This window comes from Halolamina salina (genome assembly GCF_054653455.1).
The window spans coordinates 2,212,759-2,236,471 of record NZ_BAAIGE010000002.1 but is presented as its reverse complement, the minus strand read 5'-3'; the positions used below and the strand labels follow the sequence as shown (position 1 = coordinate 2,236,471).

Here is a 23,713-nt window from a genome sequence, read left to right as displayed (position 1 = left end):
TCAGTTCCACCCCGCTCGCCGAACCCTTATCGGCGAGCGCGCCCCAGTACCGACAAATGGCGGCCACCGACGACGTCGGCCGGATCGATCACCCGCTGCTCACCCCCGACTTCCTCGAGCAGCGGCGCTACCAGCTCGAACTGGCCGGCACGGCGAAGGCGGCCCACACGCTGGTCTGTCTCCCGACCGGACTCGGAAAGACGACCGTCTCGCTGCTCGTGACCGCCGAACGACTGAACGAGGTCGGCGGGAAGGCGCTGCTGTTGGCGCCGACGAAGCCGCTGGTCCAGCAGCACGCCGAGTTCTACCGCGAGGCCCTCCAGATCCCCGACGAGGAGATCGTCGTGTTCACCGGCGACGTGAGCCCCGACGACCGCGCCGAACTCTGGGACTCCGCGACGGTGGTCATCGCCACGCCGCAGGTCGTCGAGAACGACCTCGTCGGCAACCGCGTCTCGCTGTCGGACGTGACCCACCTCACGTTCGACGAGTGCCACCGCGCGACCGGCGACTACGCCTACGTCTACATCGCCGAGCGCTACCACGCCGACGCCGCGGACCCGCTCGTGACCGGGATGTCGGCCTCCCCCGGCGGCGACGAGGAGGAGATCCTGCAGGTCTGTGAGAACCTCGGGCTGACCGAGGTGGAGGTGATGACCGAGGAGGACGCCGACGTGGACGAGTTCACCCACGACACCGACGTGCAGTGGGAGCGCGTCGACCTCCCCGAGGAGATTCTGGAGATCCGCGACCTGCTGAACGAGGTGATCACCGAGCGACTGGAGGATCTGAAGGAACTCGGCGTCACCAACACCACCCAGCCGGACCTCTCACAGAAGAAGCTCAACGGAATGCGCGCCGAACTGCAGAAGCTGATCAACAACGACCAGAGCGAGGGGTACCAGGGGATGAGCACCCACGCGGAGGTGATGAAGCTCCGCCGCGCCGTCGAACTGGTCGAGACCCAGTCCGTCGAGTCGGTCCGGCGCTACTTCGAGCGCCAGCGCGAGGACGCCCGCTCCTCGGGCGCGTCGAAGGCCAGCCAGCGCATGGTCAGCGACCCGCGCGTGCGCCGCGCGATGCGGAAAGCCGACACGTACGACGGCCTCCACCCCAAGTTCTCGCAGGCCCGCATCCTGCTCGCCCAGACGTTGGGCATCGGCGACGGCGAGCGCGTCATCGTGTTCACCGAGTCCCGCGACACCGCCGAGGCGCTGACGGAGTTCCTCGGCGAGAGCTTCGAGACGCGGAAGTTCGTCGGGCAGGGCGACAAGGAGGGGTCGGACGGCATGACCCAGAACCAACAGCAGGAACGGCTGGAGGCGTTCCGCAACGGCGAGTTCGAGGTGCTGGTCTCCACCTCCGTCGCCGAGGAGGGGCTGGACGTGCCCGAGGTCGACCTCGTGCTGTTCTACGAGCCGGTCCCGACCGCGATCCGCTCCATCCAGCGGAAGGGCCGAACCGGGCGACAGGCCGAGGGGAAGGTCGTCGTCCTCCTCGCGGAGGACACCCGCGACGAGGCCTTCTTCTGGATCGCCCGCCGGCGCGAACAGGAGATGGAGGAGGAGCTCCGGAAGCTGAAAGGCGTCGCCGACGAGGTCGAGGAGGAGCTCGACGACGCCCAGCAGGCGCTCTCCGAGTTCGACGGCTCGCCGGCACACGGAGCCGGCGAGGACGGCGGGGCGTCGGCTGACGACGGTGACACCCGCGAGGAGCGGCTCTCCCCGGGACTCGACGACTTCGCCGCGGACGACGAGGGGAGTGAATCCACCGACGACGCCGAGGACGACACCACCGAGGGCGTCGTCGCGACCGCCGACTCCGACCCCGACGAGGAGGAGATAGAGGTCGTCGTCGATCAGCGCGAACTCGACTCGCCGATCGCGAAGGAGCTCTCCCGCCGGGAGGGCGTCCGGACCCGCCTCGAAACGCTGGAAGTCGGCGACTACGTGCTCTCCGATCGCGTCGCCGTCGAGCGCAAGTCGGTCGCGGACTTCCTCGACACGCTGACCGGCGGCGACCGATCCATGTTCGAGCAGGTGGGCGACCTCTCGCGGGCGTACGCCCGGCCCGTGGTGATCCTCGAGGGCGAGGACCTCTACGGCGAGCGCAACGTCCACCCCAACGCGATCCGGGGGGCGCTCTCCTCGCTGGCGATCGACTTCGACGCGAGCGTGCTCCGCACCGAGGACGAGGACGACACCGCCGACCTGCTCGAAGTCGTCGCCGGCCGCGAGCAGGAGGAGAGCGACCGCACGGTGTCGGTCCACGGCGAGAAGTCGGGGAAGACGCTGGCCGAACAGCAGGAGTACGTCGTCGGCAGCGTCGCCGACATTGGCCCCGTCACCGCGCGGGCGCTGCTGGAAGAGTTCAAGACGGTCGAGGCGGTGATGACCGCGAGGAAGGAGGATCTGCTGGACGTCGACGGGATCGGGGAGGTGACCGCCGACCGGCTCCGAGAGGTCGTCGGGAGCGAGTACACGGGCTGACGCCCGGGCTTCGAGCTACTGCTCCAGCGCCGCCAGCGCCTCGGCCGCCTCCTTCGAGGCTTCGAGCCACTCCTTCGCCGTCCGGGGGTCGGTGGCCTCGCTCGCGTTCCGTGCCGTCGTCGTCACCGCGCGCTGAAGCTCCGCCCGCGGCCCCGCGGCGTCGGTGGCCGTCGGTTCGGGCGCTCGCTGTCCACGGGCCGGCTGTTCGTCGGTGTTCGATCCGGTCTGCTGCGCAACGTCGGCGCCGCTTTCGGGCCGTGCCGTCGGCTCGGCGCCGTTCGTTCGTTCGGCGCTCCGGGACGGCTCGGCCGTCGGCTGCCGTGACTGCGCCGGCTGCCGTGACTGCGGCTGCGCAGCCTGCTGTGTTTCCGCCGCCTGTTGGGGTTCCGCTGGCTGCTCCCCGCCGGCGCCGCTGCAGGTCGGGCAGAACGTCTCCCCGCCGTCGCGGAACAGCGGGTCGCCACAGCGGTCGCAGTGCTCGTTGGTCATCGTCGCTCCCTGCAGCAGGAGTTCGCTCATACGCTGAGTCTCCTGCCGTTTCTCCTCGTCTTTCTCGAGCTTCTCGCGGAGCTTCTCCCGTTCGGCCTCCTTGTCGAACTCCTCGCTCATGGGCGTGGGTTGGCGCTCCGTACTGAAAAGGCGTGGTAGTCCGGCGGCGCCGCTACGCGGTCGAAAACACGGGAACGCGACGCGCGAGCGTTAGAACGGGGCCTGCGGCCCTTCGTCGTCCTCGCCGTCGTCGTCGCCCTCGCCGGGGAAGGAGGGGCTCATGCTGCTGCCGCCGGTGCCGCCGAGGTCGCCGTCGGCGCCGGCACCCATGCCGGTGTCGGCTTCGACTTTCTCGATCTCGGGGATCTCCTTGACCATCCGGGACTTGATTGCCTGGATCGTCATCGGGGAGATACCGCAGCCCGAACACGCGCCGCCGAGCTGGATGTGGACTACGCCCTCCTCGCGGTCGAGGTGGGTGATCGAGGACGAACCGCCGTGCATCTGGATCTGCGGGAAGTTGCGTCGCAGGAAGTTGCTGACGCGGTCGCGAAGGTCGTCGCCGGACTGGCTCTCCGTGCTCATACACTCACTTCGCGAGCGGGCGGCTTATGCCTTTGGTTCGGGGCGGCCCGAACACGTTCGATACCCGGCTCAGGCCTCGTTCTCGGCCCGCTCGACGCCGAACAGCTCGTGGAGTTCGGCGACGATCTCGTCGGTGTAGCGATCGAGCGTCTCGGTCAGCGTCTCGGCGTCGGTATCGACCGCAGTCACGCGATCCGTGGCGTTCTCGGGAAGCTCGACCTCGAAGCGGCCGTCGACGAAGTGCGGTTCGGACTCGTTGAGCACCTGCTGGTCGATCGCGTGGATCAGGTCGGAGTTGTACTGTCCGTTCATCGTCTCGAACGCGTTCTTGTAGGCGCGCTGGAGCTGGGTGAAGTGCTCAGCGTACTTCTCCTCCTCGAACGTCTCGGGGTCGAAATCGGCCATTACCCGCGGTTGGCGCGGGGACGGCAAAAGTGGGGCGACTCGGCGGGCTCAGAACCCGACCCACTCGCCCGGCTCGCCGTCGGCCGCCCGGTACTGGAACGATCGGCCGTCGTCGTCGCGCCGGGTGGCGATCACGGCGTCGAACGGCTGGGTGAGCGTGGTGACCGCTGCCTCCCCGGCGGCGTCGTCGTCGATCACGGCGACGGTCGGCCAGTCCATCCCCCGGGCCTCCGCGAGCAGCACGCGGAGGAACTGGTACACCTGCTCGGTGTCGCTGTACATCAGCAGCTCCGACAGCGAGTGGAGACCGACGGCGACGTGCTCGACGCCGTCGTCCTGGAAGCGGTCCACGAGGTCGGTGAACTTCACGCCCACCTCGGTGAGGTTCTTCGGCGAGGAGGCGTAGCGGACCAGCTCGCCGCCGCCGTCGTCCTGTCCCTGTACCCGGCTGGCGCAGTCGACGACGCCGAAGCAGTCGGGGTCGCCGTAGGCGGCGAAGTCCGATCGGGCGCCGCGATTCTGCCGGCTGGTGGAGACGAGGATCGAACAGTCCGCGAGCGAGCCGAGCAGGCGGAGGAGCAGATCGTACTTCCCGGACATCGCCGGCCCGCGGACGAGCACGGCCTTCCCCGCCGCGAGCTGGTCGACCGGGATGGCGGAGTCCAGGGCCTCGCTCGTGGGCTCCTCCATCTTTATACGTGTACCTCGCGGGGCGCCCACAAAACCCTGTTCCCTCCCCCGTCCGTGGGGTCCGGGACGTTGATGGGGCCTGCGGCACAGCACCGAGTATGGCGACCGACTCACACGCCGCCGACCCGACGCGGGGGTGGCGCTGATGCGCTACCTCGCACGAACCGCCGACGGCGACCCGCTGCTGGGCGACGACGACGGCTTCGTCCCGCTCGCGGCCGCGACGCCCGAGCACGCGAGCGTCCGCGAGGCGCTCCCGGCCGCGGCCGCGGGGACGCTCCCCTCTCCCGACGCCGCGACCGCCGACAGGATTCCCCGGGAGAAGCGCTCACTGGGTGCATTCGTCGAGGAGCCGGGCAAGCTGTTCGGGATCGGCCTCAACTACGTCGAACACGCCGGCGACCTCTCGGAGGACGCTCCCGAGGAGCCGGCGAGCTTCTTCAAACCGAGGACGGCGGCGACCGGGCCGGGCGGCCCGATCCGGCTCCCGCCCGAGTCGATCAGCGAGCGCGTGACTGCGGAGGCGGAGTTGGCGGTCGTGATCGGTCGGACGTGCCGGAACGTCGACGCTGCGGAGGCCGAGAACGTGATCGCCGGCTACGCGCCCGTGATCGACATGACCGCCGAGGACGTGCTCCAGCGGAATCCGCGGTTCCTCACCCGGGCGAAGAGTTTCGACACGTTTCTCGTGCTGGGGCCGCATCTCGCGGTGCCGGAGTCGGGAACGGATCTCTCGGAGACGACGGTTCGGACGGTCGTCGACGGCGAGACGGTCGCGGAGAACGTCGTGGGGAACATGGAGTTCCCGCCGCGGGAGCTGGTGGCGTTCCACTCCGACGTGATGACGCTCGAACCCGGCGACGTGATCTCGACGGGGACGCCCGGCGCGGGCGTGATCGAGCCGGGTTCACACGTGCGCGCGGAGGTCGAAGGGATCGGGAGCGTCGCGGCGGACGTCGTCCGGTAGCTACCAGATTCCGAACAGAAGCGAACTTCGGTCCGACGTTCGACAGAAACATTCTTCAGATCACACTTTTTGTGGTGGCGGGGCTCGCAGTAATCGTGATGCAACACCATCCACACCACCACGGGAGTACAGGACCGACGATCGCCGCCGAGCCCCACGACGGGGCGTTCGCGGCCGTTATCGCCGTCCCGATCGTCGTGTTTGTCGGGATTTGGACGATGCAGGCTCCGACCGCGGTCGTCGCGGTAGCCGGCTTCGTCGCCGGCATCCGGACGGCACGGAGCGACGCCCCCTCACGCGTCGTCGACGCGGTACCGGCGTCGATACGCGGAATCAGGCCCGAGACGGACGACCCCCCGACATCGGCCGGCAACCCGACGAGATAGCCACGGGTCGTTACTCGGGTTCAGATAACTCACCACGAACTCTTTTAGACGTGACAGCCAACGTGAGCGCATGGCTTCCGGGACCGAGCCGGACGCGACGGGCGTCTCGCCCGACGACGCCTTCGCGACCCTGGGCAACGAGATCCGACTCGAGATCATCCAGCAGCTGGGTGACGCCGACGGCCCCCGTTCGTTCTCCGACCTCCACGACGCCGTCGACGTCCGCGACTCGGGACAGTTCAACTACCACCTCGACAAGCTGGTCGGTCACTTCCTCAGAAAGACCGAGGAGGGGTACACCCTCCGGCAGGCCGGCGAACGCGTCGTCGAGGCAGTCCTCTCGGGTGCGGTGACCGACGCGCCGGTGATGGAGCCGACGCCGGTCGACGAGGACTGCCACTACTGCGGCGCCCCGGTCCTCGTTCGCTACAACCAAGAGCGGGTCGACGTCTTCTGTACCGAGTGTACGGGCGCGTACGGTGACACTCACGCCTCGTCCGGCGCCGACGTCCCCGAGGAGTACGGGTGGCTCGGCGGGATGCCGCTCCCCCCGGCGGGGCTGAACGGCCGGACCGCCGACGAGGTGTTGCAAGCGGCCTTCGGCCTCGGTCAGACCGAGTTCGTCACGGCGAGTTCGGGCATCTGCCCCCGGTGTTCGGCGCGCACTGACCGCAGCATCGAGGCGTGTGAAGACCACGAAACGGACGACGGCGTCTGCTCGACCTGTGGCCGCCGTCGGTCGGTGGTTTTCGGATCGGCGTGTACGAACTGCAACTTCGCTACCGGCGGCGGCGTGCTCCAAGGGCTGTTCGCGGAAACGGAGTTCCTGCGGTTCATGACGGATCACGGGCTGAACCCCGTGAACCCCGACTCGGTCACGGAGTACCTCAGCGCGATCTCGGACTACGACGCCGTCGTTCACTCCCGATCCCCGCTGGAGGTCGAGGTTCGGCTGACAATCGACGGGGACACGTACTCCCGAACCATCGACGACGCGTTCCTCGACGGCTGAGCCGCCCGGTAACGCCGGTCGCGTCGTCGCCCCGTGACGGAGCGCTACATTCATCCGGCCGACAGCGTACCACTACACAGAGTGGAGCCCGCCCGCATCCCCGACTCGTTCCCCGCGCCCTCCTTCCGCGGCAACCAAGAGCAGGCGCTGGCGGACATCCGCGACGCCTTCGCCGCCGGGAACGACGTGGTGCTCGTGCGCGCGCCGACGGGCAGCGGCAAGTCCCTCCTCGCGCGGTCGATCATGGGCGCCGCCCGGACCGTCGAGGAGGCCGACCCCGCCCAGCCCACCGGCGCCTACTACACCACGCCGCAAGTCAGCCAACTGGACGACGTGGAGGCCGACGACCTGCTCGAGGACTTCCGCGTGATCCGGGGCAAGAACAACTACGACTGCATCCTCCCCGGCGAGCACGACACGCCGGTCGATCAGGCCCCCTGCGTCCGCAAGAAGGGGTTCGACTGCACGGTCCGGCACCGCTGTCCGTACTTCTCGGACCGCGCGATCGCCAGCAACCAACCGATCGCGGCGATGACGCTCGCGTACTTCATGCAGACCGCCGGCAGCGACGTGTTCCGGATGCGCGACGTGGTCGTCGTCGACGAAGCCCACGGGCTCGCGGAGTGGGCGGAGATGTACGCCGCCGTCGAACTCACGCCCCGGAGAGTCCCGGTCTGGGACGACGTGGACGTGCCGGACGTGACCGCCGCCACGGGCGATCCCGTCGAGGGCGCCGTTCGCTTCTCGGAACAGCTACTCGAACGCTGCGAGGTCGAGAAGGACGAACTGCTCGCGAAGCCCGAGCTTACCCCCGACGAGGCCGCCCGCCGGGACCGCCTGCAGGAGCTGATCAGCGAGCTCTCCTACTTCGTCGAGGATTACCGTGACGCCCACTCGCCGACGACGTGGGTGGTCGACCAGCCCGACGGCGCCGGCGGCCCGATCACGATCAAGCCGCTCGATCCGGCGAAGTATCTCCAGCACACCGTCTGGGACCGCGGCTCGAAGTTCGCGCTGCTGTCGGCGACGATGCTCAACAAGGAGGCGTTCTGCCGCGGCGTCGGCCTCGACCCCGAGAAGGTCGCGCTGGTCGAGGTGGGCCACACGTTCCCCGTCGAGAACCGCCCGCTGTACGACGTCACGCAGGGGAAGATGACCTACGAGCACCGCGACGAGACGCTGCCGAAGATCGCCGACTTGATCGTCCGCCTGATGGCGAAACACGCAGGGGAGAAGGGGTTGATCCACTGCCACTCCTACGCGATCCAGGAGCGGCTCGCCGACCGCCTCGCCGAACTCGGCGTCGCCGGCCGCGTGCGCGTCCACGACCGGGAGAACCGCGACGCCCAACTCGAAGCGTGGAAGGCCAGCGACGAGCCCGAACTGTTCCTCTCGGTCAAGATGGAGGAGGCGCTCAATCTGGAGGACGACCTCTGCCGCTGGCAGGTACTCTGCAAGGCCCCCTACCTCAACACCAACGACTCCAGAGTGGAGCAGCGCCTCGAGGAGGGCCAGTGGGCGTGGTACTACCGCGCCGCGCTCAGAACCGTGATCCAGGCTTGCGGGCGCGTCGTGCGCTCGCCGGAGGACTACGGTGCGACCTACCTCGCGGACGACTCGCTGCTGGAGCTGTTCGACCGCGCGAGCACGGACATCCCCGGATGGTTCCAGGATCAGGTCGACCGCATCTCCCGGCCGGACCTCCCCGAGGCCGATCCCGCGGCCGCGCTCGCGGGCGTCGACGCCAGCCCGAGCGTCGGCTCTCCGGGGAGTTCGGACCGGAGTAGCCGACGACAGTCCGGCGGCTCGGCCGGAACCGCGTCCAGTTCGTCCTCGCGCTCGTCGTCGACGGCTTCGTCGTCCAGTTCGAGTGGCGACTCGCCGACGAACAAAACCGAGGCCGAAGCCGAGAAGCGTGAGAACCATCCGCTCTCGGACGTATGGGGCGACGGATGAGCAGTCGCACCAGTCGGGACGCGTGGGGTGACTCGTGAGCCGTCTCACCGACGCCCTCCGGGCTCGCTTCGGCGAGGACATCTTCCGCCGGATGGCGATCGCCGCCGTCCTGACCGTGCTGCTCATGGGCTCTGTCGGGATCGCGGACCCGTTCTACTCCCCGCCCGAACCCCAGAGCGTCGATACCGACGCGCCACCGGAGCAGGTCGCGCTGGACGCCCTGAACGCCACGGGCACCAACGACTACCGGATGGACTGGATCACACCGTGTGACGACGCGAACGTGACGCGGCGGGGCGACGGCTGCGTGTTCCTCCGGTACAGCGTCGAGCGCAGCGACCGCGAGTACGCCGTCGCCAACGGCGAGGGGTACTTCGGCGTCGGTCCGGACGTGTACGCCGACGAGGTCAGCGCGACGTTCACCGACTTCCCCGAGGCCCCCGACCGGAGCCAGTCGCGGGCGCTGAACCTCTGGGCGGACGCCGACCGTCTCGACCGGAGCGATCTGGCGGCGACGCTGTCGAGCGATGCCGTCGAGACGACCGTCTCGGAATCGAACGGGACGATCCGGCTCCGGACCGACAACGACACGGTCGCGAGCCGCCTGCTCGGCAGTTCGGAGAACGCGTCGGCGCCGCCCGACTCCTTCGACGCGAACGTCACCGTGGCCGTCGACGCGGAGTCGGGCTGGCTCCGGTCGATCACGATCCGCACGGCCAACGGCAACGAGACGGACTGGCAGCGCTACCGCTACGATCGGTGGAACGACGTGAGCGTCGAGCGGCCCGCGGGGACGAGCCGGCCGATCCTCGGCTGGATCTTCGACGCGATAAACCGCGAGTACCGGCCGTAGAGCCGTTCAGAGCGCCAGCGCGTACGCCAACGAGGAGCCGAGCATCAGCACGACCATCGTGATCGCGAGCAGCTGCTTCCAGTTCATACCGGAGAGGGTCGTTCCAGCGGCTTAAGCTTCCGCGTCGGCGGCGCTCGTGCGTGTTCGCCCTACGCGGCGTCGTCCTCGGGCACCATGTGCAGCCCCGAGCGGGACTTCAGCACCCGCACCTGCTCGGCGTCGGTGTCGAAGAAGTCGGGTCGCGGGATGCTCACCGTCTCGAACGTCTCGGGGTCGAGCACCTGCACCGCGTGCTCGTCCTCGACGGCGACGACGGTCGTCTCGACGGCGTCCGCGCGCTCGCCCAGCCGGCGCGCGTCGGGCGCGTCGCCCTCGCCGAAGCGGGCCTCGTAGCGCTCGCCGGAGGCGAGTCTGGTCCCCTTGAGGTTTCCGCGGACGGAGGTGACGAGCACCGGTCCGTCGCCGTCCTCGGGGTCGATGATCTCCCCCGGCCGGTAGCGCGGCAGCCGGACCGAGAACGTCACGCGGTACACCTCGTTGCCGTCGGAGTCCTCGGTGACGAGGGTGGCGTACTCCTCGAACTCGCCGCCGAACTCCTCGACGAGGCGCTTCGAGAGCGCCCGACCCAGTTTGTTGGTCGAGAGCTTGATGTCGGCGCCGTCTTTCACCTCCTTGGCTTCGGTGACGAACGCCTCGCGGTCGCCGTCGGCCTCGCGTTCCCGCACCATCTCGTTGGCGATCTCGATGGCGCGCTCGCGCTCGTCGCTGGTGGGGACGCGCTCCTCGGCGCGGACCTGCACCTCGCCGGCGTAGGAGCCGCCCGAGATCCGGCCACAGCGCTCGCAGGTGCCGCGGGAGACCTTGACGGGGACCACGACCTGCTCTTCGACGGGCGTACCGCGGACGATGCCCGAGAACGTGCAGTGCATACGGATCGTGTTCTGGTCGACCTGTTCGGGGTCGACACCCCACTGGACCTGTTCGGCCTTGAGGTGGACGCCGAGGGCTTCCGCGACTTCGTCGACGGCCACGTCGGTGTAGTCTTTCGCACCCACGTCGACCCAGCGGTTGCCGCGGTGGACCGCGCCACAGCGCGAGCAGACGAGCACTTCGATGCGGTCGGGGGCGTCGACGAGGTCGAACTGCTCGAAGTAGCAGGCGTCACAGAGTGCGGCGTCGCGGTCCCGCGGCTCCCCGGGGAGCGGCTCGGGGCGCTCGGGCACGTCGTCGCCGCAGCGAGGGCAGAACTCGCCGGACTTACTCATTACTGCTGAATCGTCGGTTCGGACTGATAAGGACCGCGCTGTGTGTTTGGGGATGATGTGCGTCGATTCTGTGAGGGTCAAGTCGGCACCGCGAACAGCGACCGCGACAGCGTCTCGATCTACTACTCCCACAACCGCGACAGCAGTTCGATCGTTGGCACCTTGTGACCGCACTGCCCCGCACAGCCCACACGCCTCCCCAGCCGACTCACTCGCTCACATCCGTTCGCTCGCTCGTCCCTCGCGCTCGGCTCGCGCACGGAAGCGCTCGCGCTTCGCGCCGACTGCCACAGCGGTGCGGTGGCGGTGGACGCCTCGCCGGCGCCGACCGTCGGCGCCGGCGGGGGGAGGAGTGGGGACTCGGCGCTGCGCCGGACCTCGTGTCCGGCGCACTGCGGTCACAAGTGGTCTACGAACGAGGTGCTGTTGCGGTTGCCGTCGCTGTTCCAGTTGCCGACGATCGAGGTGCTGGTACTGTGGAAACACCTTCCGCCGACTCCCACGCGACCGACGCCTCAGGCGACTACTCCACCGAATTCCGCAGCGTCCCGATCCCCTCGTACCAGATCTCCACCTCGTTCCCCGGCTCGATCGTCCCCGGGTTCCCCGGACTCCCGAACGCGACCACGTCGCCGGGGCGGAACGTGAACCGCTCCGAGAGGAACGAGAGCAGTTCGTACGGTCCCCACAGCATCAGCTCCGTGTTCGCCTCCTGCCGGCGCTCGCCGTCGATCTCGGTGTACATGTCGATCCCCCGCGGGTCCACGTCCGTCTCGATCCACGGCCCCAGCGGCCCGGAGCCGTCGAACGCCTTCCGCGAGGTCAGCCCGGGCTGGTCCAGCGCGTCCACGTCGTTCATGATCGTGAACCCCCGAACCACCTCCTCGGCCTCCTCCGGCGTCAGATCGTGACACCGTTCGCCGATCACGGCCGCGAGCTCGCCCGCGTAGGTCACCTCCTCCGAAAACGTCGGGTACGGGATTGGCGCCCCGTGGGAGATCACCGACGCCGGCGGCTTGATGAAGAACGTCGGCTGCTCGGGGCGCTCGTACCCCTTCTGTTCCAGCGTCTCGGCGTAGTTCCGGCCGATACAGTAGACGGCGGAGGGGTCACACGGCGGCGCGAGCGTGCCGTCCTCGCCGACCACGTAGCGCTCCCCGTCGCTCTCGACCGCGCCGTCGACGTACTCGCCGGCGACGACGCCGTCGCCGGTCTCGACCCGTGCGAGTCGCATACGTGGGGCTGTGCCGGTGGGCGTATAGGGGTTCGGCTCGCGGGCCGGCAGGGAGGGGTTTAAGCGCCCGAACGTCCATCCACCGATATGGAGTGGAAAGCGGACTGGGGGCTTCGGGCGCGCATGGGCGGGACCATGCTGCTGCTCGGCCTCCTCTACGTCGTCTTCATCGCCGTCCTCTCGCTGACGGATCTCGGGATGACCGGTATCGTGGTCGTGATGGGGCTGTTCATGCTCGGCCAGTTCTTCTTCAGCGACAAGCTCGCGCTGCGGAGCATGGGCGCCCACGAGGTCGACCGCGAGGAGTACCCCGAGCTCCACGCGACGATCGAGCGCCTCTGTCAGCAGGCCGACCTGCCCAAGCCGACCGTCGCGGTCGCGGACACGGAGATCCCCAACGCGTTCGCGGCCGGCCGGTCCCAGAAGAACGCGACCGTCTGTGTGACCCGGGGGCTGCTGCGCACGCTCGACGACGACGAACTTGAGGGCGTGCTGGCCCACGAGCTCGCCCACGTCAAGAACCGCGACGTGATGGTGATGACCATCGCCTCGTTCCTCTCGACGCTGGCGTTCATGGTCGTCCGGTTCGGCTTCCTGTTCGGCGGCGGCGACCGGGAGGGCGGCGCGCCCGTCCTCGTCGCGGTCGTCGCCTCCTTCGCCGTCTGGGTGCTCTCGTTCCTGCTGATCCGGCTGCTCTCGCGCTACCGCGAGTTCGCGGCCGACCGCGGCGGCGCGGCGATCACCGGCAAGCCGTCGGCGCTGGCGTCGGCGCTGCTGACGATCGACGGCAGCATGGACCGCGTGCCCGACAAGGACCTGCGCGAGAGCTCGGAGATGAACGCGTTCTTCGTCATCCCGATCAAGTCGGGGTTCGTCGGCAAGCTGTTCCGAACCCACCCGACCACGGAGAACCGCGTCGAGCGCCTGCGCGAGCTCGAACGCGAGATGGAGACGCAGTAACTCAGTTCAACAGCGCCAGCAGGCGCACCACGAACAGCTCTCGGCCCACCAGCACGACGCCGCCGTAGATCGCGGCCGCGCCGAGGACCAGAAACCAGACCGCGAGCGGCGTCGGGCCGCCGGCGAACGTTTCGACCGCCGACTGCTCGGAGAGCACGCCGGCGTAAGTCAGTACGCCCGACAGCGCCGCGTAGGCCAGCAGCGTGCCGATCTCGATCGCCATCTCCGGGATGCCGGAAGCCATGCCACGAAGTACGCGTCGGGAGCGATATACGTTACGCGCTCGAAAGACGTATGTCGAGACGCGCCCACGGCCGACCCGAGATGGGCAGATACGGATCCATCGACTACCCGTCGGTCGTGAAGCGCGGCGTCCTGTTCGGCCTCGCCCTCATGTTCGTGGGCGAGATCGGCGGCTACGTCGCGGAGAACTACGTGTCGGTCCCGGCGTGGGAGGAGACGCTGTTCCTCGTCGTGGCCGGGGTCGGGCTGCTGGCGTTCGTCCTCAGCCCGATCCTGTTCGGGATCGTCCTCCCGCTGACGGAGTAGGGGGGTAGCTCTTTTACCCCGACACCCGTCGCGGGGAGTATGCACGTCGTCATCATCGGTGCCTACGGCAGCGCCGGCGTCGCCGTCGCCGACGGCCTCGTCGACCACGTCGGCGGGGAGATCGACCGCCTCACCCTCGTCGACGACGGCGAGCCCGGCGGCGGGCTCTGTATCCTCCGGGGCTGTATGCCCTCCAAGGAGGTGCTCTCGGCGGCGGCCCACCGCTATCAGGCCCGCACGGATCACCGCCTCGACGGTCCCGCTCACGAGATGGACCTCGACTCCATCGTCGACACCAAAGACGATCACGTCCTCGGCTTCGCCGAACACCGCCGCGGGCACGTCCACGACCTCGCCGAGCGGTCGGGCGTGGAGTTCGTCCACGCGACCGCCCGGCTCGACGGCGCCGACCGCGTGGAACTGTTCGAGGACGGTCCCGATGGCGAGCCAACGCGCGCCCTCGATGCCGACTACGTCGCGGTCTGTACCGGGAGCACGGTGAACGTCCCCGACCTCCCCGGGGTCGACGACGTGGACTACATGGACTCCGCGGACGTGCTCGACGCGACCGACCTCCCGGACTCCGGGGTGGTGATGGGCTTTGGCTACGTCGGGCTGGAGATGGTCCCCTACCTCGCGGAGGCCGGCGTCGACCTGACCGTGATCGAGCACGACGACCGACCGCTCGACGACGCGCCGCCCGCCTTCGGCGACGAGATACTGGAGTGCTACCGCGAGGAGTTCGGCGTCGAGATCCTGACGAACACCGACGAGAAACGACTTGAACCGACCGACGACGGCGGGGTCAGGCTCACCTGCGAGGAGGCCGGTGTCGGCGAGCGCGTAGTCGAGGCCGAGGAGCTGTTCCTGTTCACCGGCCGCCGGCCGAACGTCGACGGACTCGGGCTGGAGAGCGCGGGGATCGACGCCCAGCCCGGGTTCGTCGAGGACACGATGCAGGCCGCCGACGCGGAGACGCTGTTCTTCCCGGGCGACGTGAACGGGAAGGAGCCGCTGCTTCACATCGCGAAAGAGCAGGGACAGCTGGCCGCCGAGAACGTGCTCGCCCATGCCCGGGGCGAGGCGCTGGAGTCCTACGAGTTCACGCCCCACCGCGTCATGTTCACGGCTGCGGGCGTCTACCCCTACGTCCGGGTCGGCCACACCGCCGAGACCGCCCGCGAGGCGCTCGACGATCCGATCGTCACCCGTCGCTTGGCGGCCGACGACGGCGTATTCAAGACGAAGGACGCGCCGCGAGGGCTCGCCGAACTGGTGGTCGCCCGCGACGGCACGGTCGTCGGCTACCAGGGGCTGCACTACCACGCCGACGTGATGGCCAAGACGATGCAGGTGATCGTCGAGATGGGGCTGGACGCCCGGGAGATCCCCGATCGAGCGTTCCACCCGACGACGCCGGAGATCCTCGACGGGCTGTTGCGCGACGCGACCGACGAACTCGACTAAGCGATCCCGCGATCCAGCAGCCACTCCCGGAGAACCGTCGCCGACGCGGTGTCGCCGGTCGCGACGTAGTGGCTCGCACACGCGTTCCCGCAGGCCAGCGCGGTCGGCCAGCCCCAGTCGGCGCCCAGTCCGACCGCCAGCCCGCCGGCGAAGCGGTCGCCGCCGCCGATCTGCCGGCGGTCCTCGACGACGGGGTTGTCGACGCGGACGACCCCCTCACTCGTCGCGGCGAGCGCCTCCCCCTTCCCGTGTTTCACCACCGGGGCGTCGATCGCTTCGCGGACCGCGAGCACGCGGTCCTCGTCGTCGACCGGCGGCGCCGGCGGGTCGGGGAGCGCGGCGGCGATCGCGTGGAGTTCGGACCGGTTCACCGAGAGCACGACGTCGACGCTCTCCCCGAGCGCGCGCAGCGCCCCGCGCAGTTCGCGGTGATCGCCGAGGTCGCTCCCCAGCACGTCGCCGGGGTCGAACACGAACGGCACCCGCGGGATCGACTCGCCGCCGAGGGCGTGGAACGCGTCGGCCATCCCCGGCGTCGACACCCAGTTCGTACAGACGACGGCGTCCGTGCCGAACACGACCGGGAGCGGCGCGGCTTCCCGGAGGTCCGCGAGCGTCCACGCCGAGAGGTCGGACGACGCTTCCACGAGCAGCAGGTCGCTGTCGTCGAAGTCGAGCACGTTCACGATCGCCGGTCGCCCCATCGAGACGGCCTCGAACGGGAGGTCGGCGAAGACGTCGCGGCCCGGTTCGGGGTCGTCGAGGTGGCCGTAGCAGGTCGCGTCGGCACCGAGCGCGTGGGCCTGCTGGGCGGCGTTGACCGACTGGCCGCCGGGTTCGATCGACTCGGGATCCAGCCCGAACCCCTTCCGGCCGCCGCTCTCGGCCTCGCGGACGAACGTGCGCCGTCGCTCGACGGGGTCGAGCGCGCCCGCCGAGAGCCGACAGTAGCGGTCGACGCTCCCGTCGGGGAGCGTGCTCACCGCCGGCGCGGGGGGATCAGCCAGCCGTCGGGCGAGGCGCTGGTAGGGCATGGGCGCGGTTTCGGGTGGGAGGGGGAAGGGCGCTACGCTCGGTAGCGAGGGTTCGGGTTCCCACGCTCCGGGAACTGACCCGGCGGCTTTTCAATACTGACAACCAAAATACACGTATGAAGGTTCCCGTCAGCAGACTGGGCGTGTTGGGCGTGCTCGGCGTCTTCGGCGTCGTCACGAACGAGCCGGCGCTGTACGCGCTGTTCGCGTTGTTCGCGCTGTTCGCCAGCGATCGGACGGTGAGCGTCCCGCTGGGCGGTGAAGAGAAACGGAAGTGATCCGCGAGAGGGGTTACCGGACGAGCAGGTCCTCGCCGCGCTCGACGACGATGCGGCAGGGCGGCGACATCTTGTTGTAGGCGCGGCGGAACGCCTCCTTCACGGCGTCGGCCTGCTCGACCTCACAGTAGGCCGTGAAGATGTTCTCGCCCTGCTCGATGCGGGCGGCGGTGCCGACCGGCTTCCCGAACGCCTGCCGCATCCCGTCGGAGACGCGGTCGGCGCCGGCGCCGGTCGCCTGCTTGTTCTCTCGGAGCACCTGGTGGGGGAACTTGCGGAGCACCATCTTGTAGTTGCCCTCGCCGAGTTCCTTGATCAGGTGGCGGTTGGCCGAGAGCCGCGCGGACTCGAGGGAGCCGTGGCGGATCTGCAGCGTCTCCTCGGGGCGCAGGGAGATCTTGACGGGGTAGTCGTCGGGATCTGCCTGCAGGTCGCCCATGTTGTGCTGGGCGATCTTCGAGCCGGGGATACCGGTGATGTACTCTCGCCGGGTGTACGACGGCTTGTCGATCTCCCGGTACATGGAGGCGGGCTTGTCAGACATGGCTACTTGGCTGTTCTGAGGCCCAGCCGGCGATTAAACCCTTCGATGCGTGGCCGAGTCAACGGTCGTCGCCCTCGGCGGCCGGTGACGGCTCCCCGGCCGTCGCCGACGCGTCGCCCCCCGGCGGCTCGACCGGGACGTGTGCAAGCCCCTTCTCGGCCAGCAGCTCCCGGGCGCGATCGGTCACCGAGGGGGCGACGAGGATTCCGCGAACGTCGACGCCGTCGGGCACCTCTCGGGCCAGTGCCTCGACGTACCGGCCGAGCTGGCCCGCGGCGTCCGGGCCGACGCGCCGGCGCTTCAGCTCGACGACCACGGGGCGCCCTTCGTCGTCGTGACCGAACACGTCGACGGGGCCGGCGGCGGTCTCACGTTCCGTGGCCGTAGGCTCGAACCCCGGCTCCACGAGCTGGGGGTTCTCGAGGATCCGCTGGCGGAGGTCCTCCTCGCTGCCGAACACGTCGACGCTCCGGCCGCCGGTGACCGGGAGCGCCGACACCTGCTCGACGCGCTCGAAGCGCACGTCGAGCGTCTCGTCGGGGTTCTCGCGCTCGCTTCGCACGCGCAGGCGACCGTCCCGGATCGCGACGCGGTGTTCCGACCCCGGGGGCTGCCAGTTCACCGGCGTCCGCTGCTCGTCGGTGTGGACCAGCGCCGTCCCGTCGGGCTTGAGGATCAGCAGGCGGTCGCCCGGGCCGAGCGAGGAGCTCGCGCGGCCGTCGTACTCCACGGTACAGCGTCCGAACACGGTGACCATCTCCCCGCGGTCGAACGCGGCCGACAGCGCGGCCAGCGCGTCGCGGTGGGCGGGCCGGTGGAGAGTGGTCACGCTCACACCGACCGTTGGCAGCCGAGGGACAAATGGCCGACGGTCCCGCGGATGCGCGTCGTGACGGCCTCCCAACGGAAGCCGTAGCACATACAGTCCCCCCGGGGAAAAGGGGAGGCATGGTCGACCCCATACTCACCTACGTCGGCGGCATCGCGTTCCTCGTCCTGCTGATCGTGCCGGTGCTGTACCTGCTGTACGCCGAGACGGACACTTGGGCGGACGACTCCCCGAGCGAGAGCGTGGTCCGTGGCGCCGGTCCCGTGGCGGAAGCGGGCGGCGACACCGAAGCCGACAGCGCGGAGGAGGCGGCAGCCGCCGAGCAAGAGTCGGCCGACGAGGCTGCCGAAGCCGACGAATCGGACGACGAGGAGCCTACCGAGGAGGAAACTGACGAGGAAGACGCTGCCGAAGATGAAGCAGCGGAAGCTGACGAGTCGGACTCTGCCGGGGAGGAGACTGAGGAGGCAGCTGAGGAGGAATCTGCTGCTGGCGACGAGGAGGAAGCGGAAGCCGGCGAGTCGGAGGAGGTAGACGACGAGGAATCTACTGAGGAAGAGGCTGACGAGTCGGACGAGGAGGAATCCACTGAGGAAGAAGCTGAAGAGGCAGACGACGAGGAATCTACTGAGGAAGAGGCAGCCGAGGAGGAACCGACCGACGACGACGCGGAGAACTGAGCTACCCGTCGAGGAACGACTCGACGCGCTCCCGGCGTTCTGCACTCTCGAACTGCTCCCACCACAGCGACGCCTCGCGTTCCCGTGCGGTCGCGGGATCCGGCGCCGCGACGGCGGCGTTGATCGCCCGTTTCGCCCGTTCTCGTGCGGCCGTCCCCACGTCGCTCATCGACGCTACGAGTTCGGCGACGCGCTCGTCCAGCGATTCTGTCGGAACTACGTCGGTCAGCAGCCCGATCTCCCGGGCACGGTCGGCGTCGATTCGCTCGGCGGTGAACACCAGCTCCTTCGCGGTGGATTCGCCGACGGCGTCGACCAGCCGCCGGGTCGCGCCGCCGGTGGGGAGCAGCCCGACTGCGGCGGTCGGGAGACCGAACGTCGACCCCTCGCTGGCGACCCGGAGGTCGCAGTAGAGAGCCAGCACCAGCCCGCCGCCGACGCAGAAGCCGTCGATCTTCGCGATCACCGGCGCGTGACAGTCGTGGGGCGCCCGGAATATCTCGTGGAACCGCGCCTGCCGCTCGCGCTGTGTCGGGTCGTGCTCGGCAGTCGGGCCGGCGTACTCCGCGAGGTCGGCGCCGGCGGAGAACGCCTCGTCGCCGGCGCCCTCGATCACCACCGCGTCGATCGAGCGGTCGCCCTCGATCTCGGCGAACGCCCGGCCGAGGTCGTGCATCAGCGCCGTGTTCAGCGCGTTGTGGGTCTCCGGCCGATCGAGAGTGAGCGTCGCGAGGCCGTCCTCGACGACGGCGTCGAGGTGACGGTAGGGGCCGTACTCGGGCATACACGGCGGTCGCGGGGGCGAGTGCAAAGAGCTACCGGGCACTCAGTCACACCGGACGTTCAGCCGTCCTGCTCCGGCCGGGTGTACAGCCACGCCCAGCCCACCAGCACGGCCTGCATCGGTAGCCGGAGCAACGCCGCGAGCCGGGCGGCGTCGTCGAACCGGTCGGGCACGAGTTCGGGGGCCACGTCGTCGGTGACGGTGTAGACGTTCGCCGGGAAGACGGCGATCAGGAGCGCGACGATCCCCCACGCCGAGGGGCGGCGGGTCCGCTCGAACAGCACGCCAGCGCCGAGAACGATCTCGGCGATACCGGAGAGGTACACCAGCCCTTTCGGCCGCGGGAGCTGTGGCGGCACCACTCGCTCGAACGCCCGCGGCGCGAGGATGTGGCTCACGCCGGCGACGACGTAGAGCAGCCCCATGACCGTCCGCAGCGCTCGCCCGCTGTCTGAGTCGCTCATTATTCGCGGCTCGGCCGCCGGCAGCAAGAACGTTCCTCCACGAGAGCGGTGCTCGCTCGGTGACCGGTTCGCAAGAGTGGGGCGCGATCACCGGTCGCCGCAGCTACGCGTCCTCCGCGTGAGCGGTCAGCGCGTCCGGCGTCGCTCCCAACAGCGTTTCGAGGTGGTCGGCGCCGTCGAGGACGTGGAGTTCGGCCGACGGGAGCCGTTCGTGGAGTCGCCGGGCGTTCACGAGCGGGACGTTGGTGTCGTCGTCGCCGTGCCGGACGCGAACGTCCGCGCGAACGTCGTCGAGCGCGATTTCCCACGTCGTCGCGGTGTTCCCGAACTCGGTGACGGCGCCGGAGCGGGAATCGGCGAGCGCGTCGAGGAAGTCCGCCTTCACAGTCTCCGCCGCCGCTTCCGGAACCGATTCGGGGTCGTCAGTGTACTGTGCGAGCACGAACGACGGGTCGCGCCGCGCGGCGAGCCACGCCTGCGCACGGAACAGCCCGCCGAGCAGTCGCGGCGTCGCCCCCGCCAGCCCCGAGAGCACGCGCTGTGGCGTCGGCGTCTCCGCGGCCACGCCCGGCGGGGTCGTCCCGGCGACGAGATCGACGCTCTCGACGCGGCCCGGGCGGGTCGCCGCGAGCGCCAGCGCGTGCGCGCCGCCGCCGGAGAAGCCGATCACGCCGGCCGACTCGACGCCGGCGTCGTCGAGGAGGTCGGCGAGGTACGTCCCGGCGTCCGCGACGGAGCGATCGAGCCACGGCTCGGAGCGCCCGTACCCCGGCCGGTCGGGGGCGAGCAGGCGGACCCCCCGTTCCTCGGCGTCGTCGGCGAACAGTTCTCCGAGCCGGCGCGAGCCGGGCGTCCCGTGGAGGAAGAGGACGGGGACGCCGTCGGGGTCGCCGTACTCGGCGTAGGCGAGCTGTCGGTTCTCGGCTGTGCTGCACGTCGTGGTGTGGGGAGGGGCTGTCACTGTTCGGAGGGGTGGTCGGTCGGCGAGCGGTCGGTCGTCGGCGCCGCGACGGCGGCAATCACGATCGCGCCGCGGCGATCTCGATCGTTCCACGGCTGCTGGCCCGGACCGTCTCGCCGAATGCGCCGGGCTCGGACGCTTCGACCGTGAACGAGCAGTGGAACAGGTCCGGAACGGCGTCGTCGCTCGGGTCGAACAGGACCGGGAGCGTGATCGTGCCGCCTGTGTCGATCCCGGGGAGTTCGACGACGAGTTCGCGGCGGCCGGCGCGGTGGTCGTACCCGGTCCGGAGGTCGAACCCCCCTGTCGGTGGTTGGACCCACATCTCGAAGGGGTGGGTGGCGGTGTAGGCGTTCGGCGGGCCGAGCCGGAACCGCGCCCAGTCGGCCTCGTAGTCGGTGTACGCCTCGGTCGCGGCGATCCCGCCGACGGTCGTGTTCAGCTCGAACGCGAGGCGACCCGACCCCCCGTCGGAGGACCGGTCGCCCTCGAACGTCACGGAGCCGTACCCCACGCCGTCGTCGTGTTCCTCGACCTCGGCGGCGGGGTACTGCCAGACGAGTTCGCGCTCGCCGCCGGTCTCGACGGCGTCGACGCGCCGTGGCCCGGTTCCGGGGAGTTGGCCGGTACAGCCGGCGAGGAGGATCGTGCCGCCCGTCGCGGCGGTCGCGAGCAGGCGCCTGCGTGTGGAGGGCATCGTCGGTTCGGCTTCGGCCGCCGACAGAAAAAGCCCCTTGAAGGCGGTCGGCGGTTCGCAGGAACTGGCCCCCACTGCTTACAGCTCGGCCGCTTCGCTCCCTCGTCGGTTCGCAGGAAAATGCCGCCTCCCCGATTTGAACGGGGGACAGCTCGATCTTCAGTCGAGTGCTCTCCCAATCTGAGCTAAGGCGGCGCAGTCGGACGAACGCCCGATCCGGCATTAAGGATTTCGAAAAACCGCGAGCCGGCGACGATCAGGTGACGTTTCGCGTCTCCGTGAACACGTACGTCGCGTTCGCGGTCTCGACGAACGTCTTGACCTCGATCTGCCCGTCGTTCTGCTGGACTTGGTACGCCTCGGTGTAGCTGAGCTCGACGCGCTTGGTGTCGGTGTAGGACTCCCCCGACGCCAGGTCGCCGACCTCGGAGCTCCCGCTCCAGATCATCTCGCCGTCGGTGTAGATCTCTGACCGTATCACGACGTCCTCGGCGGTGTGGTCCTGCTGATTCACGATAGTGCCGTTCACGTCCCGGCACGTCTGCCCACACTCCGTGATGTTCTCGATCACGAACGTGAACGGCTCCGGCGCCGCGGTGGCCGTGGCGCCTCCCTCGCCGCCGCTGCCGGCGTCACCCCCGCCCGAGTCGGTTCCATCGACGACGACCGTATTCTCGTACGGCGTCGACGGTCCTTCACTCCCCCCGTCGCCGCCGGGGGCCGGGCCGAACCCGGTCACCAGCGCGGCGGCGACCCCTCCCAGTGCGATCACGACGACGAGCGCCGCGATCGCGACGTGTTTCCGGTTCATTGGTGGTTCTTCCTCGGCCGAGTGGCCTCACTCGGGGGAGATTCCCGGCACCAATAGGTCTGTTGGACGGTAGAGTTGGGGGATTGGGGGTCGCTGTCACTACTTCGTGCTCACTTCGTTCGCACAGAAGTAGTGGGCTCGGGCGGATTTGAACCACGGTCGTTCCGCTCAATCCGTTCGCTTCACTCCCTGCTTCAAATCCTTCTCGCCCACTTCGATTCTACGGACTCCTCGCTGGCGCTCGTCGTCGCGAGGAATCAGAAGTGGGCTCGGGCGGATTTGAACCACCGGCCTCTTCCTTGTAAGGGAAGCGTCATAACCACTAGACCACGAGCCCGCACGCGAACACACCGACGCCGCGCGAATAACGATTTCGCTCTCCGTCGCAACGCTTAGCACCCCGTAGCCCCTCTCGGGAGCCGTGCGGAACCGTTCCCTGCTCGCAGTCCTCCTCGTGCTCGCCGTCGTCGCCGGTGCCGGCGCGTACGTCGTCCTCGACGACACCGAACAGACCACCGTCACGTTCGTCGACAGCGAGAACGACACCGAGCTCGCGACCGTCGCGGTGGACGTCTCGGACACGTGGGATGAGCGCTACACCGGCCTCAGCAACCACAAGGCGCTCGGTCCCGACGAGGGGATGCTGTTCGTCCACCCCCGCGAGGCGACCCACGGCTACGTGATGCGGGACATGGCGTTCCCCATCGACATAGTGTTCGTCGCCGAGAACGGCACGATCACGACCATCCACCACGCCGAGGTGCCGCCCGAGGGCGAGGAGAGTCCCACCTACGAGGGGTACGGGAAGTACGTCGTCGAGATCCCCTACGAGTACACGGTCAAGCACGGGATTACGGTCGGCGACCGCGTCGTGATCCCCGAGGAGAACCGAACCGCCGTCCCGACCACGGAGGCCGACGCGTGAGCGAGTACGACGCCGTCGACGCGCTGGCCGAGCGCGAGGGGTGGACTGCCGAGGGGTTCGCCGCCCGCGTCCACTACCGCGGCGACGGCGACCGCTACAGCGTCGAGTACTACGCGCCCAGCGACTGCGTGCTCTACTGGAAAGTCAAAGGCGACGGCGAGACCGCGGTCCCCGTCGGCCGCGACACGGTACCCGACCCCCTCCGCGCTCGGATCCGCGAGGATCTCGACGCCGCGGGCGTCGACTCGACCGCCGAGAGCCGGACCTTGTAACACGTTCTCTTGGCACACACGACCACAAGCTACTCCTTTCCCCGCCCCGCCCGACCGATACCGGCGTTTTCGACCGGTTCACCCGGCCGTTCGAGTGTTTCGATTCGTAAGACCTTTTGAGGGGCAT

The 23,713-nt window shown here is 69.2% G+C and carries 28 protein-coding genes and 2 tRNA genes; 13 read left to right on the top strand and 17 right to left on the bottom strand.

What is annotated here, in order from left to right:
* The first annotated feature begins 56 nt into the window (after positions 1 to 56).
* A complete protein-coding gene (locus ACYQZ5_RS11940; RefSeq protein WP_379731456.1) occupies positions 57 to 2,489 on the top strand; it encodes a DEAD/DEAH box helicase in 2,433 nt (810 codons plus the stop codon).
* Positions 2,490 to 2,504: 15 nt separating this feature from the next.
* Here ACYQZ5_RS11940 and ACYQZ5_RS11935 read toward each other — a convergent pair whose 3' ends face one another.
* From ACYQZ5_RS11935 to ACYQZ5_RS11920, 4 genes are all read right to left on the bottom strand, one after another.
* Positions 2,505 to 3,098 carry an Sjogren's syndrome/scleroderma autoantigen 1 family protein gene (locus tag ACYQZ5_RS11935; RefSeq protein WP_379818917.1) on the bottom strand — a complete coding sequence of 198 codons (594 nt, stop codon included), beginning with the start codon at positions 3,096 to 3,098 and terminating at the stop codon, positions 2,505 to 2,507.
* 90 nt (positions 3,099 to 3,188) lie between these two features.
* Entirely contained in the window at positions 3,189 to 3,563 is a 375-nt protein-coding gene (locus ACYQZ5_RS11930) for a NifU family protein (RefSeq protein ID WP_379732565.1), read from the bottom strand.
* A 69-nt stretch (positions 3,564 to 3,632) separates the two neighbouring features.
* Positions 3,633 to 3,968: a DUF5783 family protein gene (locus tag ACYQZ5_RS11925; protein WP_379732564.1), complete on the bottom strand. Its 336-nt coding sequence runs from the start codon at positions 3,966 to 3,968 to the stop codon at positions 3,633 to 3,635.
* A gap of 48 nt (positions 3,969 to 4,016) precedes the next feature.
* Complete coding sequence (locus tag ACYQZ5_RS11920; protein WP_379732563.1) at positions 4,017 to 4,658, bottom strand: DUF7504 family protein; 642 nt, start codon at positions 4,656 to 4,658, stop codon at positions 4,017 to 4,019.
* Positions 4,659 to 4,803: 145 nt separating this feature from the next.
* On the opposite strand from ACYQZ5_RS11920, the gene ACYQZ5_RS11915 reads away from it, so the two are divergent.
* The 5 genes from ACYQZ5_RS11915 to ACYQZ5_RS11895 all read left to right on the top strand — a co-directional run bounded on the left by ACYQZ5_RS11915 (position 4,804) and on the right by ACYQZ5_RS11895 (position 9,832).
* Positions 4,804 to 5,625, top strand: a complete 822-nt coding sequence (locus ACYQZ5_RS11915) for a fumarylacetoacetate hydrolase family protein (RefSeq protein ID WP_379818918.1) — start codon at positions 4,804 to 4,806, stop codon at positions 5,623 to 5,625.
* 98 nt (positions 5,626 to 5,723) lie between these two features.
* Positions 5,724 to 6,011 carry a hypothetical protein gene (locus ACYQZ5_RS11910; protein ID WP_459846286.1) on the top strand — a complete coding sequence of 96 codons (288 nt, stop codon included), beginning with the start codon at positions 5,724 to 5,726 and terminating at the stop codon, positions 6,009 to 6,011.
* Between the two features lie 70 nt (positions 6,012 to 6,081).
* The gene (locus ACYQZ5_RS11905) at positions 6,082 to 7,023 is read left to right on the top strand and encodes a DUF7351 domain-containing protein (RefSeq protein WP_379731539.1); all 942 of its coding nucleotides are present in this window, start codon (positions 6,082 to 6,084) and stop codon (positions 7,021 to 7,023) included.
* 81 nt (positions 7,024 to 7,104) lie between these two features.
* Complete coding sequence (locus ACYQZ5_RS11900; RefSeq protein ID WP_379731538.1) at positions 7,105 to 8,979, top strand: helicase C-terminal domain-containing protein; 1,875 nt, start codon at positions 7,105 to 7,107, stop codon at positions 8,977 to 8,979.
* 34 nt (positions 8,980 to 9,013) lie between these two features.
* Positions 9,014 to 9,832 (top strand): hypothetical protein, encoded by an 819-nt coding sequence (locus ACYQZ5_RS11895; protein ID WP_379731537.1) that lies wholly within the window; start codon positions 9,014 to 9,016, stop codon positions 9,830 to 9,832.
* 149 nt (positions 9,833 to 9,981) lie between these two features.
* On the opposite strand, the gene ACYQZ5_RS11890 is transcribed toward ACYQZ5_RS11895, so the two are convergent.
* The gene (locus ACYQZ5_RS11890) at positions 9,982 to 11,097 is read right to left on the bottom strand and encodes a 60S ribosomal export protein NMD3 (RefSeq protein WP_379731536.1); all 1,116 of its coding nucleotides are present in this window, start codon (positions 11,095 to 11,097) and stop codon (positions 9,982 to 9,984) included.
* 523 nt (positions 11,098 to 11,620) lie between these two features.
* Positions 11,621 to 12,331, bottom strand: a complete 711-nt coding sequence (locus ACYQZ5_RS11885; protein ID WP_379732026.1) for a fumarylacetoacetate hydrolase family protein — start codon at positions 12,329 to 12,331, stop codon at positions 11,621 to 11,623.
* 87 nt (positions 12,332 to 12,418) lie between these two features.
* Between ACYQZ5_RS11885 and htpX the strand changes: the two genes are divergently transcribed.
* Entirely contained in the window at positions 12,419 to 13,291 is an 873-nt protein-coding gene (htpX, locus tag ACYQZ5_RS11880) for a zinc metalloprotease HtpX (RefSeq protein ID WP_379732027.1), read from the top strand.
* Between the two features lies 1 nt (position 13,292).
* Here htpX and ACYQZ5_RS11875 read toward each other — a convergent pair whose 3' ends face one another.
* Positions 13,293 to 13,535, bottom strand: a complete 243-nt coding sequence (locus ACYQZ5_RS11875; protein WP_379732028.1) for a DUF8151 family protein — start codon at positions 13,533 to 13,535, stop codon at positions 13,293 to 13,295.
* An 80-nt stretch (positions 13,536 to 13,615) separates the two neighbouring features.
* Between ACYQZ5_RS11875 and ACYQZ5_RS11870 the strand changes: the two genes are divergently transcribed.
* Complete coding sequence (locus ACYQZ5_RS11870; protein ID WP_379732029.1) at positions 13,616 to 13,840, top strand: DUF7860 family protein; 225 nt, start codon at positions 13,616 to 13,618, stop codon at positions 13,838 to 13,840.
* 39 nt (positions 13,841 to 13,879) lie between these two features.
* A complete protein-coding gene (locus ACYQZ5_RS11865) occupies positions 13,880 to 15,307 on the top strand; it encodes a dihydrolipoyl dehydrogenase family protein (protein WP_379732030.1) in 1,428 nt (475 codons plus the stop codon).
* Here the strand turns inward: ACYQZ5_RS11865 and ACYQZ5_RS11860 are convergent.
* Entirely contained in the window at positions 15,304 to 16,341 is a 1,038-nt protein-coding gene (locus ACYQZ5_RS11860; RefSeq protein WP_459846281.1) for a PfkB family carbohydrate kinase, read from the bottom strand. The two genes, ACYQZ5_RS11865 and ACYQZ5_RS11860, sit on opposite strands and share 4 nt — an antisense overlap.
* A 116-nt stretch (positions 16,342 to 16,457) precedes the next feature.
* Here ACYQZ5_RS11860 and ACYQZ5_RS11855 point away from each other — a divergent pair, with 116 nt between their 5' ends.
* Positions 16,458 to 16,619 (top strand): hypothetical protein, encoded by a 162-nt coding sequence (locus ACYQZ5_RS11855; protein ID WP_379732945.1) that lies wholly within the window; start codon positions 16,458 to 16,460, stop codon positions 16,617 to 16,619.
* 13 nt (positions 16,620 to 16,632) lie between these two features.
* Here the strand turns inward: ACYQZ5_RS11855 and ACYQZ5_RS11850 are convergent, their stop codons facing one another.
* Both ACYQZ5_RS11850 and nucS read right to left on the bottom strand, forming a co-directional pair.
* The gene (locus tag ACYQZ5_RS11850) at positions 16,633 to 17,163 is read right to left on the bottom strand and encodes a 50S ribosomal protein L16 (RefSeq protein WP_379732943.1); all 531 of its coding nucleotides are present in this window, start codon (positions 17,161 to 17,163) and stop codon (positions 16,633 to 16,635) included.
* Between the two features lie 58 nt (positions 17,164 to 17,221).
* Positions 17,222 to 17,998, bottom strand: coding sequence for an endonuclease NucS (nucS, locus tag ACYQZ5_RS11845; protein WP_379818920.1), 777 nt, complete (start codon positions 17,996 to 17,998; stop codon positions 17,222 to 17,224).
* Positions 17,999 to 18,111: 113 nt separating this feature from the next.
* On the opposite strand from nucS, the gene ACYQZ5_RS11840 reads away from it, so the two are divergent.
* On the top strand, positions 18,112 to 18,672 hold the full coding sequence (locus ACYQZ5_RS11840) for a hypothetical protein (RefSeq protein ID WP_379732313.1): 561 nt from the start codon (positions 18,112 to 18,114) through the stop codon (positions 18,670 to 18,672).
* 1 nt (position 18,673) lies between these two features.
* On the opposite strand, the gene ACYQZ5_RS11835 is transcribed toward ACYQZ5_RS11840, so the two are convergent.
* The 7 genes from ACYQZ5_RS11835 to ACYQZ5_RS11805 form a co-directional block, all read right to left on the bottom strand.
* Entirely contained in the window at positions 18,674 to 19,456 is a 783-nt protein-coding gene (locus ACYQZ5_RS11835; protein WP_379732314.1) for an enoyl-CoA hydratase/isomerase family protein, read from the bottom strand.
* A gap of 59 nt (positions 19,457 to 19,515) precedes the next feature.
* Complete coding sequence (locus ACYQZ5_RS11830) at positions 19,516 to 19,920, bottom strand: DoxX family protein (protein ID WP_379732315.1); 405 nt, start codon at positions 19,918 to 19,920, stop codon at positions 19,516 to 19,518.
* Between the two features lie 103 nt (positions 19,921 to 20,023).
* Positions 20,024 to 20,881, bottom strand: coding sequence for an alpha/beta fold hydrolase (locus ACYQZ5_RS11825; RefSeq protein ID WP_459846277.1), 858 nt, complete (start codon positions 20,879 to 20,881; stop codon positions 20,024 to 20,026).
* A 58-nt stretch (positions 20,882 to 20,939) separates the two neighbouring features.
* Entirely contained in the window at positions 20,940 to 21,578 is a 639-nt protein-coding gene (locus ACYQZ5_RS11820) for a hypothetical protein (RefSeq protein WP_379818557.1), read from the bottom strand.
* A gap of 121 nt (positions 21,579 to 21,699) precedes the next feature.
* Positions 21,700 to 21,773, bottom strand: a tRNA-Phe gene (locus ACYQZ5_RS11815).
* Between the two features lie 61 nt (positions 21,774 to 21,834).
* The gene (locus tag ACYQZ5_RS11810; protein ID WP_379731704.1) at positions 21,835 to 22,389 is read right to left on the bottom strand and encodes an FxLYD domain-containing protein; all 555 of its coding nucleotides are present in this window, start codon (positions 22,387 to 22,389) and stop codon (positions 21,835 to 21,837) included.
* A gap of 264 nt (positions 22,390 to 22,653) precedes the next feature.
* A tRNA-Val gene (locus ACYQZ5_RS11805) sits at positions 22,654 to 22,726 on the bottom strand.
* A gap of 84 nt (positions 22,727 to 22,810) precedes the next feature.
* On the opposite strand from ACYQZ5_RS11805, the gene ACYQZ5_RS11800 reads away from it, so the two are divergent.
* Positions 22,811 to 23,314 carry a DUF192 domain-containing protein gene (locus ACYQZ5_RS11800; RefSeq protein WP_379731703.1) on the top strand — a complete coding sequence of 168 codons (504 nt, stop codon included), beginning with the start codon at positions 22,811 to 22,813 and terminating at the stop codon, positions 23,312 to 23,314.
* Positions 23,311 to 23,586 carry a DUF7538 family protein gene (locus tag ACYQZ5_RS11795; protein WP_379731701.1) on the top strand — a complete coding sequence of 92 codons (276 nt, stop codon included), beginning with the start codon at positions 23,311 to 23,313 and terminating at the stop codon, positions 23,584 to 23,586. The genes ACYQZ5_RS11800 and ACYQZ5_RS11795 overlap by 4 nt, the downstream gene beginning before the upstream one ends.
* The last annotated feature ends 127 nt before the right edge of the window (positions 23,587 to 23,713 follow it).